This window comes from Phyllobacterium sp. LjRoot231, assembly GCF_964253365.1.
Classification (GTDB): domain Bacteria; phylum Pseudomonadota; class Alphaproteobacteria; order Rhizobiales; family Rhizobiaceae; genus Phyllobacterium.
This window is the reverse complement of record NZ_CAXUQT020000001.1, coordinates 2,847,654-2,874,510: the sequence shown is the minus strand read 5'-3', so window position 1 is coordinate 2,874,510 and position 26,857 is coordinate 2,847,654. Positions and strand designations below refer to the sequence as shown.

General features: G+C 56.6%; 26 protein-coding genes, 2 tRNA genes and 3 pseudogenes. 15 read left to right on the top strand and 16 right to left on the bottom strand.

The features are described from left to right. Window positions 1-304: 304 nt before the first annotated feature. A protein-coding gene (locus ACSQ3H_RS14215) for an IS3 family transposase (RefSeq protein WP_436115654.1) occupies window positions 305-1,524 on the bottom strand; the annotation gives its coding sequence in 2 pieces (ribosomal slippage) (window positions 305-1,185 and window positions 1,185-1,524; 1,221 coding nt in all). Window positions 1,525-1,817: 293 nt separating this feature from the next. Between ACSQ3H_RS14215 and ACSQ3H_RS14210 the strand changes: the two genes are divergently transcribed. From ACSQ3H_RS14210 to ACSQ3H_RS14200, 3 genes and pseudogenes are all read left to right on the top strand, one after another. Beyond that, a complete protein-coding gene (locus ACSQ3H_RS14210; RefSeq protein ID WP_436117644.1) occupies window positions 1,818-2,738 on the top strand; it encodes a hypothetical protein in 921 nt (306 codons plus the stop codon). Window positions 2,739-2,797: 59 nt separating this feature from the next. Continuing rightward, window positions 2,798-3,331, top strand: a complete 534-nt coding sequence (locus ACSQ3H_RS14205) for a hypothetical protein (protein WP_436117643.1) — start codon at window positions 2,798-2,800, stop codon at window positions 3,329-3,331. Further along, a pseudogene (locus tag ACSQ3H_RS14200) lies at window positions 3,312-3,380 on the top strand (hypothetical protein); the annotation flags it as partial. The gene ACSQ3H_RS14205 and the pseudogene ACSQ3H_RS14200, both read left to right, overlap by 20 nt. Before the next feature lie 68 nt (window positions 3,381-3,448). Here ACSQ3H_RS14200 and ACSQ3H_RS14195 read toward each other — a convergent pair. Continuing rightward, window positions 3,449-3,522: transfer RNA gene (locus ACSQ3H_RS14195), tRNA-Cys, on the bottom strand. 222 nt (window positions 3,523-3,744) lie between these two features. Here ACSQ3H_RS14195 and ACSQ3H_RS14190 point away from each other — a divergent pair. Next, window positions 3,745-4,395, top strand: a complete 651-nt coding sequence (locus ACSQ3H_RS14190) for a hypothetical protein (protein ID WP_436117642.1) — start codon at window positions 3,745-3,747, stop codon at window positions 4,393-4,395. Window positions 4,396-4,417: 22 nt separating this feature from the next. Here the strand turns inward: ACSQ3H_RS14190 and ACSQ3H_RS14185 are convergent, their stop codons facing one another. Then, the gene (locus ACSQ3H_RS14185) at window positions 4,418-4,666 is read right to left on the bottom strand and encodes a hypothetical protein (RefSeq protein WP_436117641.1); all 249 of its coding nucleotides are present in this window, start codon (window positions 4,664-4,666) and stop codon (window positions 4,418-4,420) included. A gap of 235 nt (window positions 4,667-4,901) precedes the next feature. On the opposite strand from ACSQ3H_RS14185, the gene ACSQ3H_RS14180 reads away from it, so the two are divergent. After that, a tRNA-Asn gene (locus ACSQ3H_RS14180) sits at window positions 4,902-4,976 on the top strand. A gap of 946 nt (window positions 4,977-5,922) precedes the next feature. Continuing rightward, complete coding sequence (locus tag ACSQ3H_RS14175; protein ID WP_436117640.1) at window positions 5,923-6,357, top strand: hypothetical protein; 435 nt, start codon at window positions 5,923-5,925, stop codon at window positions 6,355-6,357. 70 nt (window positions 6,358-6,427) lie between these two features. Here the strand turns inward: ACSQ3H_RS14175 and ACSQ3H_RS14170 are convergent, their stop codons facing one another. Then, the gene (locus ACSQ3H_RS14170) at window positions 6,428-6,637 is read right to left on the bottom strand and encodes a hypothetical protein (RefSeq protein ID WP_436117639.1); all 210 of its coding nucleotides are present in this window, start codon (window positions 6,635-6,637) and stop codon (window positions 6,428-6,430) included. A 125-nt stretch (window positions 6,638-6,762) separates the two neighbouring features. Here ACSQ3H_RS14170 and ACSQ3H_RS14165 point away from each other — a divergent pair, with 125 nt between their 5' ends. Beyond that, a complete protein-coding gene (locus ACSQ3H_RS14165) occupies window positions 6,763-7,071 on the top strand; it encodes a DUF6665 family protein (RefSeq protein WP_436117638.1) in 309 nt (102 codons plus the stop codon). Between the two features lie 40 nt (window positions 7,072-7,111). Here the strand turns inward: ACSQ3H_RS14165 and ACSQ3H_RS14160 are convergent, their stop codons facing one another. Continuing rightward, a complete protein-coding gene (locus ACSQ3H_RS14160) occupies window positions 7,112-7,360 on the bottom strand; it encodes a DUF2171 domain-containing protein (protein ID WP_436117637.1) in 249 nt (82 codons plus the stop codon). A gap of 134 nt (window positions 7,361-7,494) precedes the next feature. Here ACSQ3H_RS14160 and ACSQ3H_RS14155 point away from each other — a divergent pair, with 134 nt between their 5' ends. Then, complete coding sequence (locus tag ACSQ3H_RS14155) at window positions 7,495-9,000, top strand: NAD(P)H-hydrate dehydratase (RefSeq protein WP_436117636.1); 1,506 nt, start codon at window positions 7,495-7,497, stop codon at window positions 8,998-9,000. Window positions 9,001-9,041: 41 nt separating this feature from the next. Continuing rightward, on the top strand, window positions 9,042-9,440 hold the full coding sequence (locus tag ACSQ3H_RS14150) for a hypothetical protein (RefSeq protein WP_436117635.1): 399 nt from the start codon (window positions 9,042-9,044) through the stop codon (window positions 9,438-9,440). A gap of 262 nt (window positions 9,441-9,702) precedes the next feature. On the opposite strand, the gene ACSQ3H_RS14145 is transcribed toward ACSQ3H_RS14150, so the two are convergent. Together ACSQ3H_RS14145 and ACSQ3H_RS14140 are read right to left on the bottom strand one after the other, a co-directional pair. Further along, window positions 9,703-10,665, bottom strand: coding sequence for a Csu type fimbrial protein (locus tag ACSQ3H_RS14145; protein ID WP_436117634.1), 963 nt, complete (start codon window positions 10,663-10,665; stop codon window positions 9,703-9,705). Continuing rightward, window positions 10,662-11,756: a fimbria/pilus outer membrane usher protein gene (locus ACSQ3H_RS14140; RefSeq protein ID WP_436117633.1), complete on the bottom strand. Its 1,095-nt coding sequence runs from the start codon at window positions 11,754-11,756 to the stop codon at window positions 10,662-10,664. Before ACSQ3H_RS14140 ends, ACSQ3H_RS14145 begins: the two co-directional genes overlap by 4 nt. On the opposite strand from ACSQ3H_RS14140, the pseudogene ACSQ3H_RS14135 reads away from it, so the two are divergent. From ACSQ3H_RS14135 to ACSQ3H_RS14115, 5 genes and pseudogenes are all read left to right on the top strand, one after another. Then, window positions 11,703-12,425 (top strand): annotated as a pseudogene (locus ACSQ3H_RS14135) (S8 family peptidase); the annotation flags it as partial. The gene ACSQ3H_RS14140 and the pseudogene ACSQ3H_RS14135 sit on opposite strands and share 54 nt — an antisense overlap. 561 nt (window positions 12,426-12,986) lie before the next feature. Beyond that, complete coding sequence (locus ACSQ3H_RS14130) at window positions 12,987-14,000, top strand: IS30 family transposase (protein ID WP_436117907.1); 1,014 nt, start codon at window positions 12,987-12,989, stop codon at window positions 13,998-14,000. A 79-nt stretch (window positions 14,001-14,079) separates the two neighbouring features. After that, a pseudogene (locus ACSQ3H_RS14125) lies at window positions 14,080-16,119 on the top strand (autotransporter domain-containing protein). A gap of 98 nt (window positions 16,120-16,217) precedes the next feature. Then, the gene (locus tag ACSQ3H_RS14120) at window positions 16,218-17,480 is read left to right on the top strand and encodes a class I SAM-dependent methyltransferase (protein ID WP_436117632.1); all 1,263 of its coding nucleotides are present in this window, start codon (window positions 16,218-16,220) and stop codon (window positions 17,478-17,480) included. Next, a complete protein-coding gene (locus tag ACSQ3H_RS14115) occupies window positions 17,477-17,836 on the top strand; it encodes an MmcQ/YjbR family DNA-binding protein (RefSeq protein ID WP_436117631.1) in 360 nt (119 codons plus the stop codon). Before ACSQ3H_RS14120 ends, ACSQ3H_RS14115 begins: the two co-directional genes overlap by 4 nt. A 182-nt stretch (window positions 17,837-18,018) precedes the next feature. Here ACSQ3H_RS14115 and ACSQ3H_RS14110 read toward each other — a convergent pair whose 3' ends face one another. Next, a complete protein-coding gene (locus ACSQ3H_RS14110; protein ID WP_114428935.1) occupies window positions 18,019-18,504 on the bottom strand; it encodes an Lrp/AsnC family transcriptional regulator in 486 nt (161 codons plus the stop codon). Window positions 18,505-18,655: 151 nt separating this feature from the next. Here ACSQ3H_RS14110 and ald point away from each other — a divergent pair, with 151 nt between their 5' ends. Next, complete coding sequence (gene ald / locus ACSQ3H_RS14105; protein ID WP_436117630.1) at window positions 18,656-19,771, top strand: alanine dehydrogenase; 1,116 nt, start codon at window positions 18,656-18,658, stop codon at window positions 19,769-19,771. 50 nt (window positions 19,772-19,821) lie between these two features. Here the strand turns inward: ald and ACSQ3H_RS14100 are convergent, their stop codons facing one another. The 8 genes from ACSQ3H_RS14100 to ACSQ3H_RS14065 all read right to left on the bottom strand — a co-directional run bounded on the left by ACSQ3H_RS14100 (window position 19,822) and on the right by ACSQ3H_RS14065 (window position 26,752). Continuing rightward, window positions 19,822-20,295, bottom strand: a complete 474-nt coding sequence (locus ACSQ3H_RS14100) for a DUF1203 domain-containing protein (RefSeq protein WP_436117629.1) — start codon at window positions 20,293-20,295, stop codon at window positions 19,822-19,824. 69 nt (window positions 20,296-20,364) lie between these two features. Further along, window positions 20,365-20,802: a hypothetical protein gene (locus ACSQ3H_RS14095; protein ID WP_436117628.1), complete on the bottom strand. Its 438-nt coding sequence runs from the start codon at window positions 20,800-20,802 to the stop codon at window positions 20,365-20,367. Window positions 20,803-20,894: 92 nt separating this feature from the next. Next, window positions 20,895-21,422 (bottom strand): GNAT family N-acetyltransferase, encoded by a 528-nt coding sequence (locus ACSQ3H_RS14090; RefSeq protein WP_436117627.1) that lies wholly within the window; start codon window positions 21,420-21,422, stop codon window positions 20,895-20,897. A gap of 3 nt (window positions 21,423-21,425) precedes the next feature. Continuing rightward, window positions 21,426-22,277: a 3-mercaptopyruvate sulfurtransferase gene (sseA, locus tag ACSQ3H_RS14085; RefSeq protein WP_436117626.1), complete on the bottom strand. Its 852-nt coding sequence runs from the start codon at window positions 22,275-22,277 to the stop codon at window positions 21,426-21,428. A 2-nt stretch (window positions 22,278-22,279) separates the two neighbouring features. After that, window positions 22,280-23,026 (bottom strand): alanyl-tRNA editing protein, encoded by a 747-nt coding sequence (locus ACSQ3H_RS14080; protein WP_436117625.1) that lies wholly within the window; start codon window positions 23,024-23,026, stop codon window positions 22,280-22,282. Further along, entirely contained in the window at window positions 23,026-24,060 is a 1,035-nt protein-coding gene (locus ACSQ3H_RS14075) for a cysteine synthase A (RefSeq protein WP_436117624.1), read from the bottom strand. Before ACSQ3H_RS14075 ends, ACSQ3H_RS14080 begins: the two co-directional genes overlap by 1 nt. A 168-nt stretch (window positions 24,061-24,228) precedes the next feature. Next, the gene (locus ACSQ3H_RS14070; RefSeq protein ID WP_436119449.1) at window positions 24,229-25,560 is read right to left on the bottom strand and encodes a DEAD/DEAH box helicase; all 1,332 of its coding nucleotides are present in this window, start codon (window positions 25,558-25,560) and stop codon (window positions 24,229-24,231) included. A 328-nt stretch (window positions 25,561-25,888) separates the two neighbouring features. Continuing rightward, window positions 25,889-26,752, bottom strand: a complete 864-nt coding sequence (locus ACSQ3H_RS14065) for a DMT family transporter (protein WP_436117623.1) — start codon at window positions 26,750-26,752, stop codon at window positions 25,889-25,891. Window positions 26,753-26,857 lie beyond the last annotated feature (105 nt).

The window sequence follows — 26,857 nt, the reverse complement described above, 5'->3', positions numbered from 1 at the left end:
CTTCTCACCTTCTGAAATCTGCGCCAGAGCGTTCACGAGCTTGTCTGATACATGTTCCATGGCATTACCCCCTCAAGTAAGATGCCTATGCAACAGAAGTATGACATCTTCTGAACTTACGTCAAGAAAGGTATCTGGCGCGCTATGTGAATCAACGGTGTAGTCCGCTTGGGCCGTTCGCCAGGTCACATCCAGTTCCAGACAAGCTTGTGGGCCTAGATGCTGGAAATCAGTATCCGATTGGATGAACGCGATATGGACATGAAGCGACTGTCTGTAGATGCCCCCGAAAGATCGGACAGTTTCACGGGTTGATTTGGTCAGCGATGAACTCTCGGGGTGAACGATATCCGAGAGCTTTGTGCGGGTGAAGAGCATTGTAGTGCTCGAACCACAAAGGCAAGGATTTAATGACGGTTTTTGCGTCTGGCGCTGGATTAACGTCGGCGTAGTCGCGCTTGAAGGTTTTGACGAGGGCTTCGGCCATGCCGTTCGATTCCGGGCTTCTGACCGGAGTGGTTCGTGCTTCCATGCCAATGTCCTTGAGCAGGGATTTGGTGTCTTTGGCAATGAAACAGGAGCCATTGTCCGTCAGCCATTCAATGGAGTGCGGCAATGTATTGACCTGGCCGAAGCGGCTTTCGACAGCAAGGATGGCGAGGTCCTGCACGTCTTCGCTCTTGATCCCTTCTGTGGTTGCGACATGGCCGATCACTTCCCGATCGCAGCAATCGAGAGCGAAGGCGACACGGACTTTTTCGCCATTGTCGCATCCGATCTCGAAGCCGTCGGAACACCACCGCAGATTGGATTGGTCAACGCTGACACGGCCGTCATGCTTGCGGCTTTCGTGATTGCCGGTATGGCGCTGAAGCAAGAGGCCATGAACCTTCATCACCCGGTGAACCCGCTTGTGATTGGGCCATGAACGGTTTTCCGCCTTGGCATTTCGGCGCAAAACTGCATGAACACGGCGATAGCCGTATGTCGGCATGGCACTAATAATGGCTTTGATCTCTTCGACCAAATCAGCATCGGGTTGTGGCGGACGGCCGCGCCGCATGGCCGGTCTGCCGGATGAGCGTTCGGCAATATTAGAGCGGGAAACATTCAAGATATCGCAGATGGGGTTCATCGGGTGCCGTCCTTCGGCCACGACAAGGACCGCAATGTCTGTTTTTTTGAATCCGTGGCGACCTCAAGGGCATCCTTGAGGATTTCCGTTTCCATGGTTTTCTTGCCTAGAAGCCGCTGAAGTTCACGGACCTGGTTCTGAAGGGCGCGGTATTGCGAAGCTGGCACAACTTCTTCTTCCGATCCCGTTGCCATCAAGGCACCCTGAGCTGCCAGCTTGCGCCAGCCAAACAGCTGATTGGGCGCAACACCCCGGCGACGGGCAACGAGACTGACCGTAGCGCCAGGCTCGTAGGTTTCCTGAACCATTTCCAGCTTCTCGGCTGTCGTCCAACGACGGCGCCGTTCCGGTCCGTTCAAAATCTCAATATGGGGCATGCGACTGGTCATATTCCTAACAATACTCCTACCACTTAATTAAGTGTGAGGGACTGTCCGGATAATTCGGGGGCTATTTCACTGTCGACGGCTAACCACAAGCGACACGCTCTGTGATCGCATCCGCGTGGGCCGCCGTTAAGCAATGGATTTGCCGCGTAAAGGGACGACCTTGCTACATCATCGATCGCGCGGTCCGCCGGGTGCTCAATGGGGCTTCGCCCACAAATGACGATGGACTGACGATTCGCACTGGATCACTTGCAGCGCGAAACTTCGCATGCTGGTTTCTTGCGTTATTCGCCGTGACGCAGTTTCCGCTCTATTGGGTCCAGCACCCAGACATCACGGACTTTCCAAACCATCTGGCCCGAATCCATACACTGATGCGTCTTTCGCAATCCGAGACGCTGCAGCGCTACTACGAGCTTCGAGATCTGCAGATCGGCACCAATCTGGCGATGGAAGTCATCGTACCGGCGCTGGCGAGCTGGATGAGCCTTGCGCTCGCACTCAAGGTCTTCGCCTCGCTTTCAACGTTGCTGTTGACCACTGGCGCCGTCATGGTGGGTCGAACCATCACCGGTTGCTTCAGCTACCTGCTGCTGGGTGTGTTGCTGTTTGCCAACAGCGCGATCTTCCGGCTAGGTCTGTTGAACTATCTCTTTGGCGTTGGCGCCGCCTTCTGGCTGCTTTCAGCATGGATCGTTGCGGGCAGGCAGGCGGGGGCTCGTCGTTTGATACCCTTCTCGGCTGGATCCGTCGTGTTATATTTGTGCCATTTGAGTGCGCTGGGTATCTACGTTATCGGTGTCGTCGGGTATGAATTGAGTCTCGCACGCAGCCGGGGCCGCCTGCTAACTCTCTCCGCGTGGCGCCCCCTGCTCCTGGCGCTGATGCAGTTCGTGCCGGCGGCCATGCTGCATGTGCTGGTGTCGTCGAATTCAGCGGGCAGCTATGTACCGGCACCAAGTCCGTTCGCAGGGTTGGGGATGTCGATCGTCTATAAGTACTTGTCTACCTTGCACCAGGGGTCGGCGTTTCGGGCTATACGTTTGGCCAGATCGCGATCGGCTTACCCCTGGTCTTCGTACTCTATTTCAGTTTTCGAGAGCGTGCACTGCGGTTGGCCACTTCCGCACGATGGATGGCCGGACTGCTTGCGATTGCAATCGCCTTGCTTCCGCCCTCCGGGTTCGGCTCAAATCTCGTCGACATCAGACTGATCCCCGCTTGTGGCCTCCTTGCCTGGTGTGGGTTGGAAGCAACGGAGCGCGGGACGTGGGTGCCGCGCTTCGCACTGGCGGCAATCGCGTCGGCTGTATTTCTCATCAGCCTCGAAACGACTTACGAGTGGGGATTGCGAGATGGGGAGTACGGACGAGTCAGAAGTATCCTGGCTCAGGTCCCCGAGGGCTCAAGGATTGCGACCGTCATGCTGGACCAGGGCGAAACTACCCTGTCCATTTCGCCCCACGTTGGCGCCTGGAGCGTCATCGATCGCTCAGCGTTCCTATCGAGTTTCTACATCTGGCCGTTCCAGCCGTTCTGGGTTGCCTACCGCGAACCTTATGCCTCACTGGCCGCGCTGGCGCGAACCGACGATCCGGCCGCAGCGCCTCCCGCATACGAAACACTCAAGAACCTCTACGATTACGTCCTGGTATTTGGCGGAGATAGCGCGGCGCGCCTGCGCTACGCGCCAAACGCCGAGGGGGTCTATGACTCGCGGTCGCTTCGGCTGCTTCGAACAGGTCTGTATCGCACCGATCGAGCCGAAACATTACTTATGCGATGTCATCCGCGATGCTCTCGATGAAGAAGCATCCGACACAAGAATTCGTTTCGAGCCGTCGGGGTGGCAAGTTTACGATCCCATGGGATCGAAACGGTACATCTTCAAAGAAGACTCCGTAGGTTCGGCTCATTGCAACTGTGGAGGCCTCGCCCGGAATCGAACCGGGGTGCAAGGATTTGCAGTCCTCTGCGTAACCACTCCGCCACGAGGCCTCAAAGTCGCCAGGCTACAAGGATAACCCGTTGAATTCACGGATTGGTTCAATATGGAAGGCCGCCGGGCTAGTCAAGCCATTCCGCAAGAAATCCTTAGCTCATTCTGAACAGCCGTTTGTGTGGCAATTGATTACGTTCATTTAATTTTGGTTCGGCACACAAGCGCGATAGGTTATCCCGAAAACTGCAGGCAGTCGCAGACAAAGGAGTATCCGCACTATGGCGCATCGAATCGCAAGGAAGCATGCGTTTTTCATCATCGCTCTGCCCTTTCTCCTGCCGGCAAACGCTCTCGCGCAGGAGGCAAACCCGGCCGGCATCGAGACCCCGACTGCTACTGAGACCATTGTCATGCTGCGCCATGGCGAGAAGCCCGAGGCTGGACTTGGCCAGATCAGCTGCCAGGGACTTAATCGCGCGCTCGCCCTGCCCGCAACGATCGAAAAGAAATTTGGCAAGCCCGATGCGATTTACGCGCCGGATCCTTCTGACCAGAACAAAGACGATGGCAAATACTACAATTACGTGCGGCCGCTCGCGACGATCGAGCCGACTGCAGTCAAATTCGGACTGCCCGTCGATACGAGTTTTGGCCTGACGGATATTCAAGGCTTGCGGGAAGCGATCGACCAGCCGGAAAACCGCAGCGCCCTGATTGTTGTCGCCTGGGAACACAAACAGATCCAGCAACTTGCCCGCGACTTCATGAGCGCCCACGGCGCCGACCCCGAAACTGTGCCGAACTGGGATGGCAAGGATTTTGATAGTCTCTACGTGATCAGGATCGATCGTTCGAAACCATCTGCCACGGTTACCTTCGAACGCACGAGCGAAGGCCTGGACGGACAAGCCACGAATTGCCCCTCATGACAGGTGAAGAAGCGAAAACAGCTCAGTCTTTGTCCTTTTCCGACGCAAACCACCCGCTTTTCCAGCGGCGGCCGAGCTTGACTTCGATCTGGCGGCGTTTGCGCCGCACCAGAGCCGAATCCTGCGAAAGGACGACCAGCCCGAGCGGAACCATCCAGAAACCGAGAACAGGCAGGAAACCGAGCGCACCTCCGGCAACCAGCGCTCCGCCAAGCGTGCGACGCATCGCCACCGATTGTGGGACGGGGATGTGGCGGCCAAAAATGCGCATATGCCGGCGCTTCCTGTGGCCGTGATGCGCGGAATTTGCTTGGCTTTCCTTATCTTCCGGGTCTTCAGACAAAAATCTTCTCTTTCATAAAACCATATTCAAAGCCGGATGTAGGAACGCTTTCGCCCCATGTCATCATTCTGTTATGCACATAAGTCGAAAAAAATCGAAATGGTCCTTTGCAAAAGCGAAACCCTTTTGCTATAGGCCACTTCGCTGATGAATAAGCAGCTATTCCCCGGTAGCTCAGTGGTAGAGCAATCGGCTGTTAACCGATCGGTCGCTGGTTCGAATCCGGCCCGGGGAGCCAGTCAGCACAAAGGCTTGAGCCGAGAAATCGCTCAAGCCTTTTGCTTTTGCGCTTCTGGGCAACGCTTGGGGCAACATTAAAACGTATTTTGCACGCCCTTCCAGATGGTTCACTCACCATCGCAACGATTTGGTCGGTGCGGGGGTGCGCCGAATATTCGCCCAAATAGTTCAGATGCAGTTCGACATGATGGTCGTTGAAGCCATGCCGCACCGCCGACGTAAAATACCGACAGGAACTAAGTAAAAAGGATTAGTTCTTGCAATATGTTTTCCGCAGGAATACATCGAAAGAACTAGGCACGGCCTCCTCCCCCGATTTATGGCGCGCCTGGTTCCCCCCACTTCAGCCGGGCGTAGGTCCGGCTATTTTTTTTGCCGTCAGGTGACCTTCATCCACTTCGTTACCGATCCGGACTCGATAGGTGTGGCCGTCAATCGCAAGAAATTTTAAAGGATGGGTAACCATTCGTGCCTATGCCGGATATGGTAAAAGACGGAGGTGCACGATGATCCACCAATGCGCTATGATCGCAGCGTTTTTGATCTTATTCGCCCTGTTGGGTGCGCTGGCGTTATTTTCCAAGGACGACCCGCTACCAAATCAGTCGCCTCATCCAGCAGTTGAAGCGCCGCCGCCTTCTTGAATGCTTCAGCCCCTGAGTGGCCAGCACCTCTCGTGCTGGGCGCAACGTCTCTATTCGCCCGAAACGGCCAGCGCTAACATCCCTCGCGGAGAAAGCGCACTGGATGTTATAGTTACCCGAGACTCACACGAGGACCTCGGGCGCGCTTTCCAGACGTCTCTGGTGCAACGATGCTGAAATGGTGCAGTGTCACCTCTTCTCGTGTCGACGTTGACCGATAAACGCTGGAACCTTTTTATCGTACATTTGTTGAACGATCACAGCGGCTGATAACAACAGTCGGGAGGAATTATAATGTCAATGAAATCTCTTATAATCGCCGCGATGGTCGGCCTGTCGGGCCTGCCAGTCTCCGGATGCGTCGAGACCACCGGGCCATACTATGGCGGGTACAGCGGATATGGCGGCTATTACGGCACCACCATTTATGATGGCGGCTTTTATGACGGACCCAGCTATTATAGGCCCCGCTACTACAGGCCCCGCTACTATAGGCCCGGCTACGACTACCGCTATAGGCCCGGCTACGACTACCGCCACGATGACTGGCGCAACAATTCCAGGCGACGGGAAGATTGGCGCCGTAACAACGACCAGGTTCGGGTAGACCGTCCGAATACGCCGCGACCGCCACGAAACGATGATCGGCCGTCGACAGGAGGCCCAGGCAACGCCCCGATCTATATTCCGCCAGTGAGTAGACCTGGCGGATACAATGGTAATCAGCAACGCTAGCATCAATAGAGAAGTTGGCTGAAACAATAGTTGGGCGCCGCGAAAATCGACGGCGCCTAAACTGTTTCGATCAAACATGCTTCGGCCGCTCCCGCACCTCGTCGGGGTTCGGCACCGGCATCTCGTCCGGCAATCGATCGGGTGGCGGTTCCTCTACCGGGATTTCTCCGGGCAAAGGATCAGGCTCGGGCGGTAGCTCTTCGGGCCGCGGCACAGGACCCGGATCGCTGGGCTTGTTCGGGTCTGGTCCTGGCTTCGGAATTGGTACTGGATCACCCATGTCAATACCTCCTTGTATTCGAGGGATAATCCCGCGCGTCCGCGAATGTTCCGCCACTCCTTGCGCCGGCACAGGCTTTATGCTCGAATCGCCGCCATCCCGTAGTCAACGTTCGTAGTCCACCCATGTCATTCAGACCTCCGCAAAGCATCTCCGCCAGGTTCGACCGGGACAGCCCGCCCAACGCCCTCGATATGGAAATCATGGCCGAAATGGCTGCCGCCCTTGGCCGCGCTGGAGAGAAGGTCGAGCAGACATTGGAAAACCTCAATGCAGCGCCGGAAACGGAACGCCAGCTGTATCTGAAGGCCGCGGCTCGCGCGGTGCATGCCTATTTCATCCAGCGCGAACTTTGCGGCCTGCGCAGCCACGACGACGCCATTCGTCACTACGGCATTCCGCGCGCGGTACTGGTGCGATTGGGTGCTGTGTGATCCGCGCGCCGGGCTGCTGCGACCCGCGGCAGTCTCAAGATTACTTTTCGGATGCTTCTTCTTCGAACGTCACCGCCACATCCGAATTGGCGGACAATCGAACCTTGTCGCCTTCCACTTCCGCGACCAGTGATGTTGGAATGTAATGATGATGACCCCTGTGCGAGCCCTCCCCGCTATCCTTTTTCGTTAGCTTGATCTGCGCTCCCTCGACATGGTCCACCGTACCGATATGAACGCCGTCGGCGCCGATCACTTCCATATGTTCCTTGATGCCTGTTGCAGTCATGACTTTACCTCCAAAGGTGACGCGTCAGGAACGCACGAAATGAACTTTGGATGCATAGCCGCGTTGAAGGCTTACGGGACCGGTATGAAAGCTTTACTCTGTTGCAGAATCTTCGCAGAGAGCACCAGTTTTAAATGACCCACGAAATTTTGACGCCTGAAGAGATGGCTGAAGCGGACAGGCTGACAATCGCGGCCGGTCCTTGCGATGGCTACGGCCTGATGCTGAATGCCGGGTCTGCCATTGCCCGCCATCTTCTGGCGGAGCATGGCGATGCTCCCGAATTTCATATCCTGTGCGGACCCGGAAACAATGGCGGTGACGGCTACGTTATTGCACGCCTGCTCGCCGAAAGCAGCGCCGTGGTGCATGTGTGGTCATCCGGCGAACCGAAGCCGCAAACCGACGCGGCGCGCGCCTTGCAGGACTGTCCTGTCCAGCCCCGACCCATCGGCGAATTCCGGCCATCGCCCGGCAGCCTCATTGTCGACGCGTTGTTCGGCGCAGGACTGAACAGAGGGGTCACCGGCGGGGCCGCCGAGGCGATCGAACGTGCCAATGAAGCATCGGTAAGGCGTATTGCAGTCGATGTGCCGTCAGGGCTCGACGGCTTGACCGGCCAGCCGCTCGGGCCTGTCTTCAAGGCGGATTGCACCATCACCTTTTTTCGCAAGAAGCCCGGCCATCTGCTTTATCCGGGGCGGCACCTGTGCGGGGAGTTGATCGTCGCCGATATCGGTATTCGCAAGGACGTCCTCGAAGCCATCCGGCCGCGCTGTTTTGAAAATACGCCAGACCTGTGGCGGGATTCGCTCCCGGCGCCGGAAGCCAATACCCACAAGTACAAGCGCGGTCACGTCGCAGTGTTTTCCGGCGGCGCGACCGCAACAGGCGCGGCGCGGCTATCGGCTTTGGCGGCGGCAAGAAACGGTGCGGGCGCGGTGACACTCCTGTCGCCGGCGGAAGCGCTGGCCGTCAACGCCACCCACCTCACCTCGATCATGCTCAGCCGCTGCGATCACCCGGAAGATTTGCGATCCTTTATCGAAACGCGGAAAGCTTCCGCCTTCGTGCTTGGGCCGGGTTTCGGCATTGGTGAAAAAGCACGCGATTTTGCTCTCGCCTTGCTGCGGAATCAAACCGCGAAACTGGTCTTCGATGCCGACGCTATCACGTCGTTTCAGGATCATCCGGATGTCCTCTTCAACGCCGCGCGCAGCGCACCGGAAATCCGTCTGGTGCTGACACCGCACGAAGGCGAGTTCAAGCGCCTGTTTCCCGATATCGTCGAGAACGAGACACCTTCCAAGGTCGAAAGGGCCCGCGCTGCTGCCGTCCGTGCCCATGCGATCATCATCTACAAGGGCGCCGACACTGTTATCGCATCTCCGGATGGACGCGCCGCGATCAATGCCAATGGAACACCGCTACTGGCCACCGCAGGTTCGGGCGATGTTCTCGCCGGCCTTGCTGCCGGGTTAATGGCGCAGGGCATGCCTACATTCGAGGCCGCCTGTGCGGCGGTCTTCGTTCACGGCGCTGCGGCACAGACCCTTGGTTTCGGCTTGATCGCGGAGGATCTTCCAGCCGTGGCGGCAATCGTCCTTACCGATCTGTTGGATGATTTGATTCAGGAGTGATGGCAAGTTGGATAAGGCAGAAAAGACAGAGGAAATAGACGATGAAAATGCTTTTGCGAGTGACTGCTTCTATAATGCTGGCGGCGCTGGCGGGATGCGCCGCCATCACGTACGCCAAGGATAATTATGCAGGCATTTCGCCCCAGCAATTTAAAGCAGCCAATGGCGACAGATACACCATCTATGACAATATTGCGCAAAGCAGGCTGATGATCGGACCGGCAGGCAGCGCGTCTGCAACGCAAGGCTTCGTCAAAGGTCTTGGTCTCGGTTCTGTTCCCCCTGTCGTCTATCGCGATGTTGCCGAGCAATATCTCCGCTCTACCGAGCGCAACTGCACTGCGCAGGATGTGACGCTCATCCTCGATCCGCGATACGAAGTGCGCTATCGTTGCGACCGCACGCGAGGACCCGCGGACGTGCTGCTTGGCCCGGCTTAGCCCGGTTAGATTGGATTTGTCATTATCCATTAACCCTCCATTTACCTTGATCGTTCACCTTGTTCTCAAGCGCGATTTGTACGGCGTACGCGCTTCCGGATTTCCTGCCATGCGTCATCATTCCGTCGTAATGGCAGGCTAATACTTGGTCATAGCGAATAGCTTATTTCCATTTTTGACCACGGATGTACTGGCACTGGTGTCGAGGTAAGCTTAGGAAGGTCGGGTAGCTCCCGGCCTTTTGCTTTTTCAGCAATACGTTCTAGTAGGTCACCGTGACGATGATCGTGTCGCTGTAGACGCCCGGCGTCGTCTGCGGCGGAATGCGTGCATAGACCGGCAGATTCTGTGCAAGGCCGGTGCCTGTATTGCCAACGGTGTTGGTCGGCGTCACATCCCCCCATGGCAGGCTTCGTGCCGTGTTGGTGTAGAGGCCATAGGTGATGAACTCGGCTCCCTTGGTCATCCGCCGCGCGACCGGTCCGGCATTGGCGCCGCCTTGGCTCAGCGCCACCGTATAGGGCGTCGTCGATGAACAGGCGACCGATACCTGGCCGTTCACATCGACATTGGAGCTGAGCACGCCGCGCGTGCCGAAATCGATGTCCTGCGCCGAGACGGTGCAATCCTTCGCCACCACCATGCTGACAGTGAAAGAGTTCGGAGGCGTTTGCGTCCCGTTAGAGATGTTGCAGCCAAGACCATCGTCCCAACGATAGCGGAATTGTGCTGCGCTACCACCAAACGACGAGCTATAGGTTCCTGGCGCAGCCGCTGTTTGGTTGGTCAACACTGTGCCGTACATTGTAATCGTTGATGTAGCACTTCCAAAGAGGGCGCCAGGGAGTCCGGAGAGCGGCACATAAAATGCAGGTGGACGCGCCGCGTAGCCCCAAGTCGCTGATCCCCACACGAGTTGGTGAGCAGCATCGGAGTATAGCTGGTAGTTGAGCTTGTTCGTGCCGCTAACCATCTGGCGAGCGGCGGCGGTAGCGCCGCCGCTCCCCTCGTTGATATCCGGGCAAATCAGCACGCGGGTGCCGAGGCTCAACAGGCCGGTACAACTGGCTGAAACAGTCGTGGAACTGCTGAGCACAGCTCCCGCCAGCGTACTGCCGGCAAAGGTCATACTATTCGCGCTAAACGAACAGGTCTGCGCGTGGGCGACGGCCGGCAACAAACACACACTCAGGAAGCAGAGGAGCCGGAGCAAAAAGCGTTTCATGAGCACACCACTTTTGTGATTTTGACCTGTGACCCCTGCTTGGCCTGATAAGGGAATTGCGCGTGGCAACTCTTGCCATCCGTCAGGTCGATCGTGACGCTGTTCTGGACACCGAGCGCTGCAAGATAAGCCTCGCCGTCATAGCCGATCACGAACCCCGTGCCGGAGCCGACGACCTCTCCGCGCAATCCCGCCTCGAGCGGGATCCCTTGCGAATCCACAAAACTGACCAGCGCCGACGCCGTGGTCTTTGCCACGTTGAAATTGACCACCACGCCGCTGCGATCAGCCGGAACGACGACATCGGTGGTAACGCCAACGCTGGCATCGACCGGCAGGTCCTTGGGATCGATAGCGAGCGTATTGGGCTGCCAGGATTTCATGTCGGGCACCAGAATCCGGCCGCTGCTGTTCGTCCGCCCGACCGGCCTGTTCTCGTAAGAAACATTGACGTCCGGCGCCCCCACATCCACCACCGCGAAAGCATCGTCGATGCGGTTGCTGGCAAAGATCCCGCCATCCGCGACAGCAATTGCGCCATCGATCTGTGCCGTTGCATGAATCGCCCCGTCATATCGCTCGACACTGCCCTGAACCTGCGCATAGCGTCCGCGATAACTTGCTGACGCATATTGGTCGGACGAAACGCCTTCGCGGGTCCGCAAGCGCCAACCGTAACTGTCCTCCTGCAGCCCTTGCGACTTCGAAACATCAATGACGCCCGCTGTCCCGGCAGCGGTCTGTTCGAAGCTCGTCGACACGTTGATATCATTGCCAAAAGGCACGGTCAGGCCGGCATAAATGCCAAAACTGTTCTTCTCTTCCAGATCCACGAAGGCTGTCGCGTAGAACGAACTGTTCCTGAATACGGACTGACTATAGGAAACGCCGGCAATCTTGTTGCTGTCGCCGGTGGATGGCGCTACGAAGGCAGAGAGGCAGCTATCGGCACCTGGAAAGCCGGCGAGGCTTTCTCGTTTTCGGGAGACTACGATCCCCTGATCAATGACAGCCATGGCACTGCCGCGGCTGGTGAGATGGTTGCCAAGCGCGATGGCTTCAAGATGCACGGCATCGCGTTCGATTCGCATCTTTTCGTGTCGAACTCCGGTGGAACCGATGCCACTGTCTTCGGCCCGAACGTCGATTACAATTATTTCAAGGAGGCTTATGGCGTCGTCGCCAAGGCGGGTGCCGGCGCGATCAACTCCAGTTGGGGGCAGGAATACTCGCAAGCGGGCGACTATGGAACGATCGGCGGATTGACCAGGCTCTACAACAGCTTTTCCGGCAAAAAGACCTTTCTTGATGCTGCGGCCGAGGTTTCGCAGGAATATGGAGTCATACAGGTCTGGGCGAATGGCAACGAAGGAAGAAACAATCCGCGTGCGGTTGCAAGCCTGCCGTACTTCCGGCCCGAGACAGAAAAATACTGGATTGCCGTCACTGGTGTGACCAAGGAAGGAACCTCGATATACGATCGATGCGGCGTCACGAAATACTGGTGCATGGCCGGTCCAACTGTCGATATCACCAGTACTTCGGTGGGGCGGAAAAGTTCCGGTTCGGACTATGATTTCGGGCATGGGTCGAAGGATCTCGTGAAGGATCCTCCGCTAGCTACTTATTTAGACTGGTACAACGGTACATCCGCAGCCGCCCCCAATGTGACGGCTTCTTGGGCGCTGGTGAAGGCGCAATATCCTTATCTGACAAACGCCCTGGTACGTGATGTTTTGTTCACGACCGCGACACATCTGACCGACGAACGAGTCATCAATGACAATCCGGATGTACCCAATGTTGTGTTCGGATGGGGCAGGCCCAACCTTGAACGCGCCATGAACGGCCCAGGCCAGTTCCTGACGCGGTTCGAGGCCAATCTCGGTGCAGATGTGAGCGACACCTGGAGCAATAATATTTCCGATGAGGCGTTGCAGCAGCGTAAGAAAGAAGAAATGGCGGAGGTTGCGGAATGGACCGCGCGAAAGATCGAAAAGGGCTGGCAGAACGGCATCGGCGAGGCGCAAAGACTGGCAGTCGTGGAATCAACTGACAGAGAGATTGCGGCAGCCGAAGTGCTTTTGTCAGATTTTTTTAAAGCCAGTGATTCCGAACCGGGGAAAATTTGGGCTGCAAGGATGGCCGTAAGGGCAAATCCTATGGCTTCAGCCATTCTTGAGGGTTACGCGCTGCAGTATCCTGACTGGGAACATAACTCTACCGCTCAGAAGGATTATGCGACTTTCAAAGTATCTGGTGGCACATTCTATTTTCAATTGCAACAAATGCTAAACCCTCTTTGTTTTCAGGAGGATGGAATGCCCCGTAGTTTCAGGCAATTGAATATGAATGAGCGCCGTATCGTTGCGCAGATGTTACAAGCCAAGGCTCGATTGGCGCAGATTGCAACAGTTCTTGGCCGCAGCCGGTCCACGGTTCACCGCGAGATCAAACGCAATTGGTGGCATGACACGGAAGTCCCGCAGGCTGATGGTTATTGGCATGTGACAGCGCAAAGTCTTTGTGAACAGCGGCGGCGGTCGTATCGCAAGCTGCATCAGCATCCGCAACTGTGTCATGTCGTCATCGATCGTTTGAAAGCCGGCTGGTCGCCTGAACAGATAGCCGGCCGGTTGAAGATAGAACCTGATGGTCAACACCGGCTCTGCCATGAGACGATCTATCGTTACGTCTATTCTGAAGATGGCCAATCCCAGGCGCTTGCCCGTCACTTGCCCGAGCGTCGCCGCAAACGAAAGCCGCGCTATGCCCGAAGGCCGCGAAGTCTTGTGTTTCCGGACTTTATGGCTATTCGCCACCGTCCCGCACAGATCAATGACCGTGGCCAGTTTGGACATTGGGAGGGTGATCTGATGATCTTTCGCAAGGAGTACGGCAATGCCAACATTGCCACACTGGTGGAGCGTAAAAGCCGTTACACTGTCCTGTTTCGCAACAATGACCGGCAATCGAAACCGATCATGGGCCGTCTGATCAATGAACTGTCAACGCTTCCGCATTCAGCGAGGCAAAGTATCACGTTTGACCGGGGCTTCGAGTTCGTGTCCTGGCGCGATCTGGAGTCCGGGATGGGGACGAAGGCATGGTTCTGCGACCCGCAAGCGCCCTGGCAAAAAGGCTCTGTCGAAAACATGAACAAAAGAGTGAGGCGCTACCTGCCGCGTGATACCGATCTCCTGTCACTGCCACATCAATCGGTCAGGTCAATATGCGAGCGCCTCAATGCGACCCCGCGAAAGTGTCTTGACTACAGGACCCCAACCGAAGTGTTCAGGGAGCAGCTTGTTGAAATAGTATCGCTGCCGGATTAGCCTGCCCCACCCCGCCGTTGCATTTGAAATAGAACCCACAGGTCTGGGAAAAGTCAAGGAACGCATCGTGGCAGATCTCATGATTGCGGCAAAATCGGAATACGCTTCCACCGAAGTCCGCACCGCCACTCTCGCCGCCAAGCTCGCCAGCCCCGTCGGCTACGACGCCGGCCTGACCAAATCCGGTGCGGGCAAGCTCTCCCTGACCGGAAAAAACACCTATCGCGGCGACACGCTCATCAATGGCGGCGAGTTGAACATCGGCCTTGGTGGCTCGATCATCTCGGCATCCGTCATCAATGACACCGGTCTTCTGTCGGTCGATGGCACGGCGGCGAATGCCACGGTCAACAGTGGCGGACGCCTGAACGTCAACGCAACCGGCACGACGGGCGATGTGACCCTGAACGGCGGTTTGGCTTCCATTGATGGTTCGAGCGATAACGCCAGCGTCAATGATAGCGGCACCCTCAGTGGCAATGGCCGAGTGGGTGCGCTCGTCGCAAACAGCGGCGGCACGGTTGCGCCCGGCAATTCCTTGGGCGAGGTCTGGCTCGTCGGTGACGATGGCAAGGTTTATTGCTTGCCTGCGCCGGGTACTCCCATCGACACGATGCGACTGACTGTGACCGGAGATGCGGTATTCAATCCAGGCAGTATATTCTCCGTCGAAGTGGTTGACGCCAACAGCGATCAATTGATCGTCGAGGGCAAAACGTCTTTGCTCGGCGGCGTTGTGATGATCAAGCCCAAGCGTGGAGCAGAAGCCTTGACACCGGCTGAGACGGTGGCGCTGCTCGGCAAGACCTATACGATCCTCACTGCCGCTGGCGGTGTCATCGGAACCTTCGATGACGTGCTGCCGAACTACGTGTTTATCGGGGCAACACTTGGCTACGACGCAACCAGCGTCAGCGCCACGCTTGCCCGCAACAATGTGGTATTTGCCGAACTTGGCAAGACCCGCAATCAGCGGGCGACACTCGCCGGAATCGAGTCCACCGGGTTCGGCAACGCCATCTTCGATACAGTGGTTACAACCGACAATCCTGGAACACCTTCCGCCATCGCCGCACCCTTGGTCGATGATGTGCAGGCGACGCTCTCCGGCGTTCTCGCCAAGGATGCAAGCTTCGTCAGCAGCGCGGCGACAGACCGGGTGCGGGCCGCCTTCGACGGTGTCGCCGCCAAGCCGCAGCCGGTAACGTCACCCTTGGCTTACGCATCGGCACCCAAGGCCAAGGGCGGCGATGCCTTTGCCCAGCATCCCGCGCTTGCCGCAGGAGAACCAGCCGCATCGACGGTCGCCCTTTGGGGCGAGGCCTATGGCGGTTGGGCGCATGCGGACGGGAATGGCAATGCCTCCGGCTTCAGCCGCAACATTGGCGGCTTCGTCACCGGGCTCGACGGCGTCGTGGCCGATAGCTGGCGGCTCGGCGTGCTGGCCGGTTATGGCAATACCTCGCTCGATGGCCGCGCGGCCTATGCCTCGGTCGACAGCTACCAGATCGGGCTTTATGGCGGAACGCAATGGGACAGGCTCGGCTTGCGCCATAGCTCGCACTGTGGTGATTGGCGAGGCTGCCGAAGATAGCCGTGCGGTTCGTATCGATCTCATTTTGCGACAGCGCCGTGCCGAACCGCCAAGTCCGTGCAGGTCTTCGGCGAGCTCGGCTATGAAATCAAAACCGCCTATGCCGATTTCGAACCCTTTGCCGCAGCCTCCTACGTGCATCTGAAGACGGATGGCTTTGAGGAAAGCGGCGAGATCAGCAACCTCACCGGCCAATCGGGAACGACCAACCTGACGACAACGACGCTGGGCCTGCGCGCCTCGCGCGACTTTGCCGTGAGCGACACCATCGTGCTGACCGCGCGTGGCATGCTCGGCTGGAGCCATGCCTATGGCGATGTGACGCCGCAGCAGCGGCTGGCCTTCTCCGGCGGCGAGAGCTTTACCATCGAAGGTCTGCCCCTGGCGCAGGATACGGGAATCGTCGAGGCAGGCTTCGATGTGGGGATCGGCCGAAGCACCACCATTGGCGTGAGCTACACCGGCCAGTTCTCCAAACAGGCCAGCGACAACGCCGTGAAGGCGGATTTGACGGTGCGGTTTTGATTTGAGGGCAAGCCTGCCGCATTGACGAGGGACAATACATCTTGAATATTTGACATTTGGCGGCAAATATTGAGTCGGCCAAATGAAAGATCGGACGGATGACCAACAAGATCGGGATTTCTACTTCCGAAACACTGGCGCAGCTGAAATGGCTGACGCCTGAAAATGTCGGCGCGGCATTGAAGGGTCTCCCGCTCAAGGTGCAGGCGGCCTTGCGTGCTGCGGCGCATCTGCCGCGTGGCACACTAACCATCACCACACCGGACCGGCAAATCTTCAAGGTAGGCGGCAGGCAGCACGGCCCGGATGCATCCCTCGTCCTGCACAACTGGAACTTGCCGCGCCGCGCCTTTGCCAGCGGCACGATCGGCGTTGCAGAATCTTATATGGATGGCGATTGGGATAGCCCTGACGTGACCACCTTCCTTGAACTCTTCGTGCTCAACGAGCAGGTAGGTGAGGATCTTGCCGGTGGCTCGAACTGGTTCATCAACACGGTGCAGCGGCTGCGCCATTGGCTGAACGACAACACGCTTACCCGTTCTCGCAAGAATATCTCGGCGCATTACGATCTCGGCAACGCCTTCTACCGCGAATGGCTGGATCCGACGATGACCTATTCCTCGGCGCTGTTTGGCGAAGGCGCCAATGACCTTGAAAGCGCCCAGACCGCAAAGTACCGGGCGCTGGCCCGCAATATCGGCATCACCGCCGGAAGCCGGGTTCTGGAGATTGGCTGCGGCTGGGGCGGCTTTGCCGAATATGCGGCGCGCGAGGTTGGCGCCCATGTCACCGGGCTGACCATCAGCCGAGAGCAATTCGATTACGCGACGCAGCGCATCCACAAGGCCGGGCTTTCCGGCAAGGTCGAGATCAAATTTCAGGATTATCGCGACGAGACCGGCAAATACGACCACGTGGCCTCGATCGAGATGTTCGAGGCGGTCGGCGAAAAATATTGGCCGGTGTTCTTCGGCAAGGTCAAGGATTGCCTCAATCCGGGCGGCAGCGCCGGCATGCAGATCATCACCATCAATGACAAGTCCTTCGACCGCTATCGCAAGCGGCCGGACTTCATCCAGCGCTATGTCTTTCCGGGCGGCATGCTGCCCACGCCGGAGAAACTGAAAAGCCTCGGCAAGGATTTCGGCCTGGACCTCTATCGCGAGAACATCTTTCCACAGGACTACGCACGGACACTGGCCGAATGGCGCGAGCGCTTCTGGGGCTCGTGGGACCGGCTGCGGCATCTCGGCTTCGATGGCCGTTTTAAAAAGCTCTGGGAGTTCTATCTCTTCTATTGCGAGGCGGGTTTCCGTTCCGAATATATCGATGTGCGGCAGGTGTTCTACAAATCATGACGACGGATAAGCTCGATGAGGCTTTTGAACGTATCTGGACAATCGCCGAGTCGCTGCACCTCCCCGAGCTTGTGCGCAGCACGACCCATGGCACACCCTCATTGAAAGTGAAGACCTCGTTTATCGGACGTTTGAAGGATTGGGAGACCTTTGCAATTCATTGCCCGCTGGAGGAGAAACCGCTGCTAATGGAGAGCGTTCCGAACATCTATTTCGAGACCGACCACTACAAAGGTTGGCCTTACATCCTGATGCATCTGGAAGCTGTGTCCGACGCGGAACTTGGCCATCGCATCAAACTTGCCTGGCACGCCAAGGCGCCAGCGAAAGTGAAAAAAGCGCGCGCCGCGGAGTGACTATTGTCGGGAAACCGGCTTGAGGATGGTTTGAGAGACCGGAGCCCAAATCCGGGGCGCGTTTTGCGCAGAAAAGTCTCAAACCCACGCAAGAAGGTGCGATTCTTATGCAAGAAAGTGCGATTCTTATGCAGATTTTTCAACGCTGGGATGTAATTTAGTTGTGACGACGCGAAATAGCGCTAGCTGGCGGTCTCTATAAGCGCTGTTTCAACGCCGAGTCCGGTCCGGTCCGCGACCTCGCGCAAAGCAAAGGATGAGTTTATCTTCGTCACATGCGGCATGGCTGACAGCCAGAATTTGTGTATCCGCTCGTAGTCCTCAAGGTCTTTCGCAGCAATGCGCAAGAGATAGTCATATTCACCCGACATCAGATAGCAGACCAATACATTGGGACAGAGTTTTACTGCGGTTTCAAATTCGCGCAGCTGTTTGTCCGCCTGGCCTGACAGCGAAATGTTGACGATGACGATGACCGGGTGCCCGAGCATCTTGTTGGAAAGCCGTGCATGGTAGCCACGGATGACGCCGGATTTCTCCAATATATCCAGCCGCCGCGAACAGGCCGATTGCGACAGCCCGACCTTCTCCGCAAGCGTCGCATTCGACATGCGGCCGTCTTTTTGCAAGCTATCAAGAATGGCGATATCAATCCTGTCCAGTGACATTATTCGATCTTTCCTCCGGCATTGCCACATTTCGCGCAATAATATTCGAAAAACCAGTGGGCGTCGAGCCTTCTTGGCAAGGACATGCGACGCGATTTGTGGTGTCATGTTGGTATAAAAGGGAACATCTAAAAACCAAACAGGAGGCGTTATGCGCGTTGGCTGCCCGAAGGAAATCAAAAACCATGAATATCGCGTCGGTCTCACTCCGGGGGCCGTACGCGAATATATCGCCCACGGCCATGAGGTCATCGTCCAGTCCGGAGCTGGCATTGGGATAGGCGCCGATGACGGAGCCTATCAGGCGGCAGGCGCGAAGATCGTCAAGACTGCCGAAGAAGTCTTCCAGCAAGCAGACATGATCGTTAAAGTGAAAGAGCCGCAGCCCTCAGAATGGGCGCAGCTTCGTGAAGGTCAGCTGCTCTATACCTATCTCCATCTTGCGCCAGATCCGGAACAGACCAAAGGTTTGCTGGCTTCCGGCGTCACCGCAATTGCCTACGAGACTGTCACAGACGACCGCGGCGGCCTGCCGTTGCTTGCGCCGATGTCCGAAGTTGCTGGCCGCCTCGCTATCCAGGCGGGCGCGACGGCGCTGCAGAAGGCCAATGGCGGCCGCGGCGTTCTGCTTGGCGGCGTTCCCGGTGTACTGCCCGGCAAGGTAACCATTATCGGCGGCGGTGTTGTCGGTATCAACGCGGCGATGATGGCGACTGGCCTTGGCGCCGACGTTACCATCCTCGACCGTTCTATACCTCGCCTGCGCCAACTCGACGACCTTTTCCGCGGCCGTATTCATACGCGTTACTCGACCATCGAAGCTCTCGACGACGAAGTATTCTCAGCCGATATCGTTGTGGGTGCCGTTTTGATCCCGGGTGCCGCCGCTCCAAAGCTCGTTACTCGCGAAATGCTTTCCGGTATGAAAAAGGGGGCAGTTATAGTTGACGTTGCTATTGATCAGGGCGGCTGCTTCGAGACCTCGCACGCGACTACTCATTCCGAACCGACCTATGAAGTAGACGGCATCATCCATTACTGTGTCGCCAATATGCCGGGCGCCGTACCTGTCACCTCGGCCCATGCCCTCAACAACGCGACTTTGCAATATGGTTTGCAGTTGGCCGATCGCGGCGTCAAGGCGCTGGTCGACAACCCGCATTTGCGCAATGGCCTCAATGTTCACAAGGGACGCATCACCAATCAGGCTGTCGCCGAGGCGCTCGGCCTCGAAATGGTCGAGGCAAAATCGGCCATAGCCGCCTGATATTACTGCATAAAATGGAAGGGGCCCGGACAAAATGCCCAGGCCCTTTTTCATGCGAGTTCAATGCGGCATTGGAAGCAATTGTTCCTTGCTGACCGCATGTGAACGTAGGCAACGTCGTCGCGTTTCAGCAACTCCTCAGCCCGGCTCGGGATTCTATCCGTCGTGATCACACCGCCTGTGCCGTAAACGATGCGATCCTGACATGAGTAGCCGCGAAGTATATAGTCGCTGTTCTCGTTGAACATCTCCGGTATCTCCGCAGTTTCCATGTGACGCTCACAATCGTCTGCGTGCAGGAATATGGGGCCCGTTTCGGCATAGGGTTGCGGTGCGGGGAATGGCCGGTGCGACAAGACCAAGTACTTTTCGCCCGCCTTTACATTCCGCAAACAATGCCGGCAAGGAACACCATCACCGTCGGAAGTATACGTTTCCGGAGTCTGGCCGTTCGCATCGACTCCGCCCGCTTGATAATAACGGGCCAGTGTTGTTGTCATCGCAATATATCGGATCGGTTTCATGGATGTCTCCTTTGTTAAGACAAGGAGACACCCAAATTTCGCACGAAACCACCCGATTCTTGCAGAACGCTATTTCGTGACGCTGATGTGAACAGTGATGTAACTGTAAACATCACTGCCGGGTGCTTTACTCGAAATGACCACGTTGTCGGTACCTGCAAATCCTGATCTGGAAGTGTAAAAAGCCCCAACTGCCGCCACTTTGTGTGCGTTACACTTCTGTTGCGGATGGCCTTGCCTGAATGATGGAGAAACGGACCCTCGCCAAAGATCAATCGTGCCATTTGTAGGGGCGGTTACAACTTTGAAATCTGGAGTTTTGCCACTGGAGCAATCAGGGTTGACCATATAGTTGCTTAAAAGCCCGGTTTTGTGACCTGATTTTGCCGGGATCGTATAAATTGCAGATCCCGTTCTCGTAAACTTAAGATCATCAGTCTGACAAGCAGAAACCAACAAGCCTGGCGCTATAAGCGTCAAGCCGCACAACACTTTCTTCAAATTCATTCTTACCCCCAGGAATCACTCAATAACTTGTCTATAAAGGGGTATTCGGGAATCGCCTATAGGACAAAAGGCGGAGTTGAAGACTGTTTATCTTAGTTCCAAGCTTCGATTTCTGCTTCTGCAAAACTGACAGGTTTAAAACCCATTCTTTGATACATTTGCAGTGCGCGCGGACTATCCAGTGTATTGGTTTCGATGATCACCTTTTGCGGGCTGCTCATCCACGCGGTGGAGATGGCTTCATTCAGAAAGAACTTGGCGAGACCCCTGCCCTGAAACTCCGGCACCAGGCCGAAATACAGGATCTCGGTAACACCGTGTTCCTCATCCAGAACAAGTTCAAAGAACCCGGCTGGCGATCCGTCGGCGTAAAGTACATGTATATCGACATTGCTGCGATGGATGATCGCGGCCAGATCTTCATCGCTAAGGTGACGATGCACGGACCAATGATGTGGCTTACCAACCTGTTCATAAAGAAAGCGATAGAATGGCAGCGAAATCTTGGTCGCCTGCATCAGCGCAAGTTTAAAACTAACGGGCGTCGGCACGGATTGTGTCGGCCGATCCGTCATTTCCAGATGCGTAACACGCGTCTTCAGTATCCGCGGCTTGGTCATGAGCTAAGCTTCACCGGTGACAACCGGTGTATCTTTGTTCCCGCCCCATTCAGTCCAGGAACCATCATAGAGAATGTTGTCCTTGTGGCCTACGGATTCGAGTGCTAGCGTGATCACCGCAGCCGTGATGCCGGAACCGCAACTGGTCACAACAGGACGAGACAGGTCCACACCGGCGTCATTGAGTACTTTTCTCAAACCATTGATATCCTTCAGATATCCCTTGTCAGCAAGGATCGACGACGGGACATTTCGTGCGCCAGGCATGTGCCCGGACCGCAGCCCTGCGCGTGGCTCCGGATCGACACCCTTGAAGCGGCCAGCCGAGCGCGCATCGGCGATCTGCCGTGACTTGCTTTCAACAATCTCGCGCATTTCGGCAAAGCTCGCAACCTTGGCTGCGTCAAAATTGGGGACGAAGGCGGAAGGGGCGATCTTGGTCACCTCAGCGGTGACCGGCCTCCCCGCGTATTTCCAGTTATCGAGACCGCCGTCCAGTATGAGGACGTTCTTTGCGCCAAACGTCCGGAACATCCACCATACGCGGGGCGAAGTAGCCATTCCAGGTCCATCATAAACGACGATCGTATCATCGTTGGTGATCCCCATGCTGCTTACGGCTGCCGCGAAGGCTTCCGGTTTGAGTAGAGTGTGCGGCAGCGATGAATCCGGATCCGACATCTCTTCATGGTCGAAGAAAATCGCACCCGGAATGTGGGCTGCGTCATATTCAGCTTTAGCATCCCGGTTCTGAGCGGGAAGGTACCATGAAGCGTCAAGAATGCTGAGACCCGGTTGTCCAAGTCTTTCCTGCAGCCAATCGGGTGAAACCACAAAGGGGCTCTTGTCTGCCACGTTCATACTCCCTCTGGCAAAGGACCAAAACGGATACGAAACCGCCGGTTTTCCTTGCCTTTCTTTTCGATTTTTCCGATGTGGATCGCGCCAACTTCACCAGTAGTCGCAACGTGTGTTCCGCCACAGGGCTGCGAATCCACCAAAGCATTCTCGCCAATACAAACCAGTCTGATACGCCCCGTCCCTGTTGGCGGCCGTACATTCTTGGACTTGATCAGGCCAGGATTCGCAGCCAATTCCTCATCCGTAATCCATCGTGTGAATACCGGATGATTGGCGTTGACCAGTTCCATCATCTTCTCGGTAATGCTTTCTTTGGTCACGCCCGCATCAGGCAAATCAAAATCCACGCGGCTGTCATCTTCGCCAACCGCGGCACCAGTGATCGGAAACGGACAAACAACGCTGAGCAGATGGCATGCCGTATGCATCCGCATCAGCTCGTAGCGCCGGTCCCAGTCGATGCGCAGAAGCAGCTTTTCGCCGATAGAAGGAACCATCTGATCGAGCGCCGGCACGTGGATGATCTCTTCCTTGGTTTCACCGGTGACCGTTGCCGCGATGGTCATCGTTGAGCCGTCAGCACGAAGGAAGAGGCCGGTGTCGCCGGGCTGACCGCCAGATGTGGCATAAAACACAGTTCGGTCGGTCAGGATGCCGCCGCGGTCGTTTATCGCCAATACTGTCGCTTCAATTTCCTTGAGATAAGAATCGTCCCGGAAAAGAATTGCCGTATCGTAAGCCATCAGGATTTATTCTCATATGGAACAGATATGCTTGTCTTTGCTTCCATCCATGCCGGAACGGGTAAGTCCTTGGAGCGCAAGAACTCCGGATTGAACATTTTCGACTGATATCGGTTGCCGTAGTCACAGAGCACCGTCACGATAATCTTGTCCGGTCCCATATCCCGCGCCATGCGGATCGCGCCGGCGATATTGATCCCCGATGATCCCCCCAGACACAGCCCCTCCTCCGTGACCAGATCGAAGACAATTTCAAGCGCTTCTGCATCCGGAATCTGATAGGAAAAGTCGGGCGTAAAACCTTCAAGATTGGCGGTAACACGGCCCTGTCCGATGCCTTCGGTAATGGAACTTCCCTCGGATTTGAATTCGCCGGTGGTGTAGTAGGAGAAAAGTGCCGCGCCGAGTGGATCGGCAAGTCCGATCTTGATTGTCGCATCCCTGGCTTTCAGCCCTTGCGCTACGCCAGCCAATGTGCCGCCCGAGCCAACCGCACAGATGAACCCATCCACCTTGCCATTCGTATCGCGCCAGATTTCCTGCGCTGTAGTTTCCACGTGCGCCTGGCGGTTGGCGACATTGTCGAACTGATTGGCCCAGATTGCGCCATTCGGTTCGGTTTTTGCCATCTGCTCAGCAAGGCGGCCGGAGACTTTTACATAGTTGTCGGGATTTTTGTAAGGAACGGCAGGCACCTCAACGAGTTCAGCGCCTAGCAGCCGCAGGGCATCTTTCTTTTCCTGGCTCTGGGTTTCGGGAATAACGATGACGGTGCGGTAGCCAAGCGTCTTGGCAACCATAGTGAGCCCGATACCCGTGTTACCTGCTGTGCCCTCGACAATCACGCCGCCCCGCCGCAGAAGTCCACGCTCTTCCGCATCGCGGATTATATAGAGCGCCGCGCGATCCTTGACCGACTGGCCGGGATTCAAAAATTCGGCCTTGCCGTAGATTTCGCAGCCAGTGAGATCGGAAGCCTTTTTGAGACGAATAAGCGGCGTGTTTCCGATGGTGTCGATCACTGAATCATACATAGGCCAAGTCCTTCATTCTGCTTGGCTTGAACCTATTTGTCCCGGGCAAGCCGTTCAAGCATAGAATTTCTCAAACCGGACGATATGCGGATATTTGTTTCGGGGACGCAAATAGAAAGGCCGCCGGCACAGTGTGCCGGCGGCCCGATAAAATGTCAGTGAGAGCTGTTAAGCTGCCCTTGCGCCAAAGCCTTTTTTGTTCCGGCGGAACGGACGCTTCTGTGCGGGGGCACCGCCATCATTGCTCCATACTTTTTCGCCCCGTGATTCACGCGGCTTGCCAGCAGACTGGCCACGATGCGGCTTTTTGCCTGGAGCGCCATTGCCACCTTCACGGCGTGGCGGACGCTGGTCGCTGTTGGCGGCACGAGCAGGCAGGCTCGAAAGGTCGATCGGCGAGTCTGCTAGTGGCAGGCGCATGCGCGTAACGCGTTCGACAGCCTTGAATTTGGATGCTTCCTCTGCCGGATCATACAGCGTAACCGCATTACCCGATGCACCGTTACGGCCCGTGCGACCGATACGGTGAACATAGCTCTCTGGCTCGTCAGGCAGGTCGAAATTGATCACGTGGCTAATGCCAACGACATCAATGCCCCGAGCAGCGATATCGGTTGCGACCAGAATGCGTACGGAACCATCCTTGAAGCCATTCAACGCACGCTGACGTGCATTTTGCGACTTGTTACCGTGAATGGCCGCAACATTGTAGCCGTCCTTTTCCAAAACGCGTGTAACGGCGTCAGCACCATGCTTGGTCCGGGTGAAGACGATGACCGAAGACAAGGCCTCGTCCTTGAGCATGGCGGAGAGAACCTGCTTCTTCTGCTTGGTCGGAATCATGTGCACGACCTGCTTGATCTCGGCAGCCGTTGTGCCCTGTGGCGCAACTTCAACGCGGACAGGATTGCGCAACAGGGTAGCAGCCAATGTTGCCACTTCCTGCGGCATCGTCGCGGAGAACAGCGCCGTCTGGCGATCGCGATGAGTACCCTTGGCAATGCGCTTCACATCATTGATGAAACCCATGTCGAGCATGCGGTCAGCCTCGTCGAGCACGAGCCAGCGCGTCTCCGAGAGATCGACGCGGTTATCACGCACAAGGTCGGTCAAACGACCTGGCGTTGCAATCAAGACATCGACGCCAGCCTGCATCTTGTTGATCTGCGCAATGCGCGAGACACCGCCAAGAACGAGTGCGGTCGAAATGTGCGCGCCTTTTGCTAACGTGCGGAAGGTCTCTTCGATCTGCACGGCAAGTTCGCGGGTTGGAGCGAGAACCAATGCGCGTGCGGTCTTGCCCTTGCGCTTGTCACCGATGGTGATGATTTTCTGCAGGATCGGCAGGGCGAAAGCCGCTGTCTTGCCGGAACCTGTTTGGGCGATGCCAAGAATATCCTGACCAGCAAGCTGTGCCGGGATAGCCTGTGCCTGGATGGGCTTGGGAGTAGCCATTCCGGCCGCCTCAACTGCTTTGAGCAGGACGGCATTCAGACCCATGGCGGCAAAGCCGTTTGTTTCAATAGTTTCCAATTCAATCTTCTTTCATTGGCCAGACGCGAATGTTCGCGGGCCACACAACGCATCGCAGGGCGCAACCTGCATGCAACAATATTTGGATGAACGACGAGACGCGAAGAACTCTTGGCGTGGGGCCAGAGGATCAATGCGACTTGCGCAGCCGTGCCCGCCGCATCATGCGGGGGTCTCAGACGCCACAAGTCCTGGTTCGGAATACCGGGGTGACCGGTCCAAGCGCCTGAACGGCATATGGGCTCATCAGCGCCAAAAAGCAAACGATTTTATTGTGCGGCGCAAAATGGTCCAACTATTTGGCGAAGCGCTTGGCACCCGCGACACATAAAATCACCGCGATAGTGACGGCGATCATTGGCCAACTGACGGATTCATGCAGCAGTGTCGCTGCGAGAACAAGACCGAAAAAGGGTTGCAGTAATTGCAGCTGACCGACAGCGGCGATTCCGCCCTGCGCCAGTCCGCGATACCAGAAGATGAAACCTATCAACATCGAAAACAGCGAGACATAGAAAAGGCCAAACCAGGCGGGTTGGTTGATGCCGCTCCAATCTGGCGGCAAAACATAGAGCGTCAACGGCAGCATTACTGGTAACGAAAGGACCAACGCCCAGCAGATCACCTGCCAACCGCCGAGTTTGCGCGACAGCTGGGCACCCTCTGCATAGCCAAGACCGCAAACGACAATTGCCGCAAACATCAACAGATCCCCGGTCAGTGATGCGGCGAAATTCTGCGTCAATGCAAATCCGGCAACGAGCAGGCTGCCGATGCAGGAAAACAGCCAGAACATAGGACGCATGCGCTCACCGCCGCGTAAGACACCAAAAATGGCGGTCGCAAGCGGCAGAAGACCGATAAACACAATGGAATGGGCAGACGTGATGTGCCGGAGCGCCAGTGCGGTCAGGAGTGGAAAGCCAACAACGACACCCATGGCAGTTATAAACAACGGACCGAGATCCGTCCTCGTTGGGCGCTTTTCACGGAAGGCAAGTAGCAGAGCAAGCGCCAGCGCGGCCGCAATCGTGGCACGAGCACCGGTCACGAATATGGGATCGAAGCCGGCAACGGCTGCACGTGTCGCCGGCAACGACCCGCTGAAAATCAGCACGCCGATAAATCCGTTGATCCAGCCGCTCGTTACCTTGTCCATATTTTTTCCTGCCATGCGATCACATTGTCCGCTGTATCGGCCCTAGACAGTGGATTTGCCAGATACGGTGCAGTACAATATAAACAAACTGTCATGGCATGATGA

What these genes read in the sequence shown, in the direction of transcription:
- ACSQ3H_RS14175 (WP_436117640.1), top strand. Translation starts at nt 5,923, where the DNA reads ATGAAATCTCTTATAATCGCCGCGATGGTCGGCCTGTCGGGCCTGCCA.
- ACSQ3H_RS14165 (WP_436117638.1), top strand. Translation starts at nt 6,763, where the DNA reads ATGTCATTCAGACCTCCGCAAAGCATCTCCGCCAGGTTCGACCGGGAC.
- ACSQ3H_RS14090 (WP_436117627.1), bottom strand. Translation starts at nt 21,422, where the DNA reads ATGACCAAGCCGCGGATACTGAAGACGCGTGTTACGCATCTGGAAATG.
- ACSQ3H_RS14075 (WP_436117624.1), bottom strand. Translation starts at nt 24,060, where the DNA reads ATGTATGATTCAGTGATCGACACCATCGGAAACACGCCGCTTATTCGT.
- ACSQ3H_RS14070 (WP_436119449.1), bottom strand. Translation starts at nt 25,560, where the DNA reads ATGGGTCTGAATGCCGTCCTGCTCAAAGCAGTTGAGGCGGCCGGAATG.
- ACSQ3H_RS14145 (WP_436117634.1), bottom strand. Translation starts at nt 10,665, where the DNA reads ATGAAACGCTTTTTGCTCCGGCTCCTCTGCTTCCTGAGTGTGTGTTTG.
- ACSQ3H_RS14150 (WP_436117635.1), top strand. Translation starts at nt 9,042, where the DNA reads ATGAAAATGCTTTTGCGAGTGACTGCTTCTATAATGCTGGCGGCGCTG.
- ald (WP_436117630.1), top strand. Translation starts at nt 18,656, where the DNA reads ATGCGCGTTGGCTGCCCGAAGGAAATCAAAAACCATGAATATCGCGTC.
- ACSQ3H_RS14110 (WP_114428935.1), bottom strand. Translation starts at nt 18,504, where the DNA reads ATGTCACTGGACAGGATTGATATCGCCATTCTTGATAGCTTGCAAAAA.
- ACSQ3H_RS14115 (WP_436117631.1), top strand. Translation starts at nt 17,477, where the DNA reads ATGACGACGGATAAGCTCGATGAGGCTTTTGAACGTATCTGGACAATC.
- ACSQ3H_RS14100 (WP_436117629.1), bottom strand. Translation starts at nt 20,295, where the DNA reads ATGAAACCGATCCGATATATTGCGATGACAACAACACTGGCCCGTTAT.
- ACSQ3H_RS14140 (WP_436117633.1), bottom strand. Translation starts at nt 11,756, where the DNA reads ATGCGAATCGAACGCGATGCCGTGCATCTTGAAGCCATCGCGCTTGGC.
- ACSQ3H_RS14130 (WP_436117907.1), top strand. Translation starts at nt 12,987, where the DNA reads ATGCCCCGTAGTTTCAGGCAATTGAATATGAATGAGCGCCGTATCGTT.
- ACSQ3H_RS14160 (WP_436117637.1), bottom strand. Translation starts at nt 7,360, where the DNA reads ATGACTGCAACAGGCATCAAGGAACATATGGAAGTGATCGGCGCCGAC.
- ACSQ3H_RS14170 (WP_436117639.1), bottom strand. Translation starts at nt 6,637, where the DNA reads ATGGGTGATCCAGTACCAATTCCGAAGCCAGGACCAGACCCGAACAAG.
- ACSQ3H_RS14065 (WP_436117623.1), bottom strand. Translation starts at nt 26,752, where the DNA reads ATGGACAAGGTAACGAGCGGCTGGATCAACGGATTTATCGGCGTGCTG.
- ACSQ3H_RS14095 (WP_436117628.1), bottom strand. Translation starts at nt 20,802, where the DNA reads ATGAATTTGAAGAAAGTGTTGTGCGGCTTGACGCTTATAGCGCCAGGC.
- ACSQ3H_RS14190 (WP_436117642.1), top strand. Translation starts at nt 3,745, where the DNA reads ATGGCGCATCGAATCGCAAGGAAGCATGCGTTTTTCATCATCGCTCTG.
- ACSQ3H_RS14080 (WP_436117625.1), bottom strand. Translation starts at nt 23,026, where the DNA reads ATGGCTTACGATACGGCAATTCTTTTCCGGGACGATTCTTATCTCAAG.
- ACSQ3H_RS14155 (WP_436117636.1), top strand. Translation starts at nt 7,495, where the DNA reads ATGACCCACGAAATTTTGACGCCTGAAGAGATGGCTGAAGCGGACAGG.
- ACSQ3H_RS14120 (WP_436117632.1), top strand. Translation starts at nt 16,218, where the DNA reads ATGACCAACAAGATCGGGATTTCTACTTCCGAAACACTGGCGCAGCTG.
- ACSQ3H_RS14185 (WP_436117641.1), bottom strand. Translation starts at nt 4,666, where the DNA reads ATGCGCATTTTTGGCCGCCACATCCCCGTCCCACAATCGGTGGCGATG.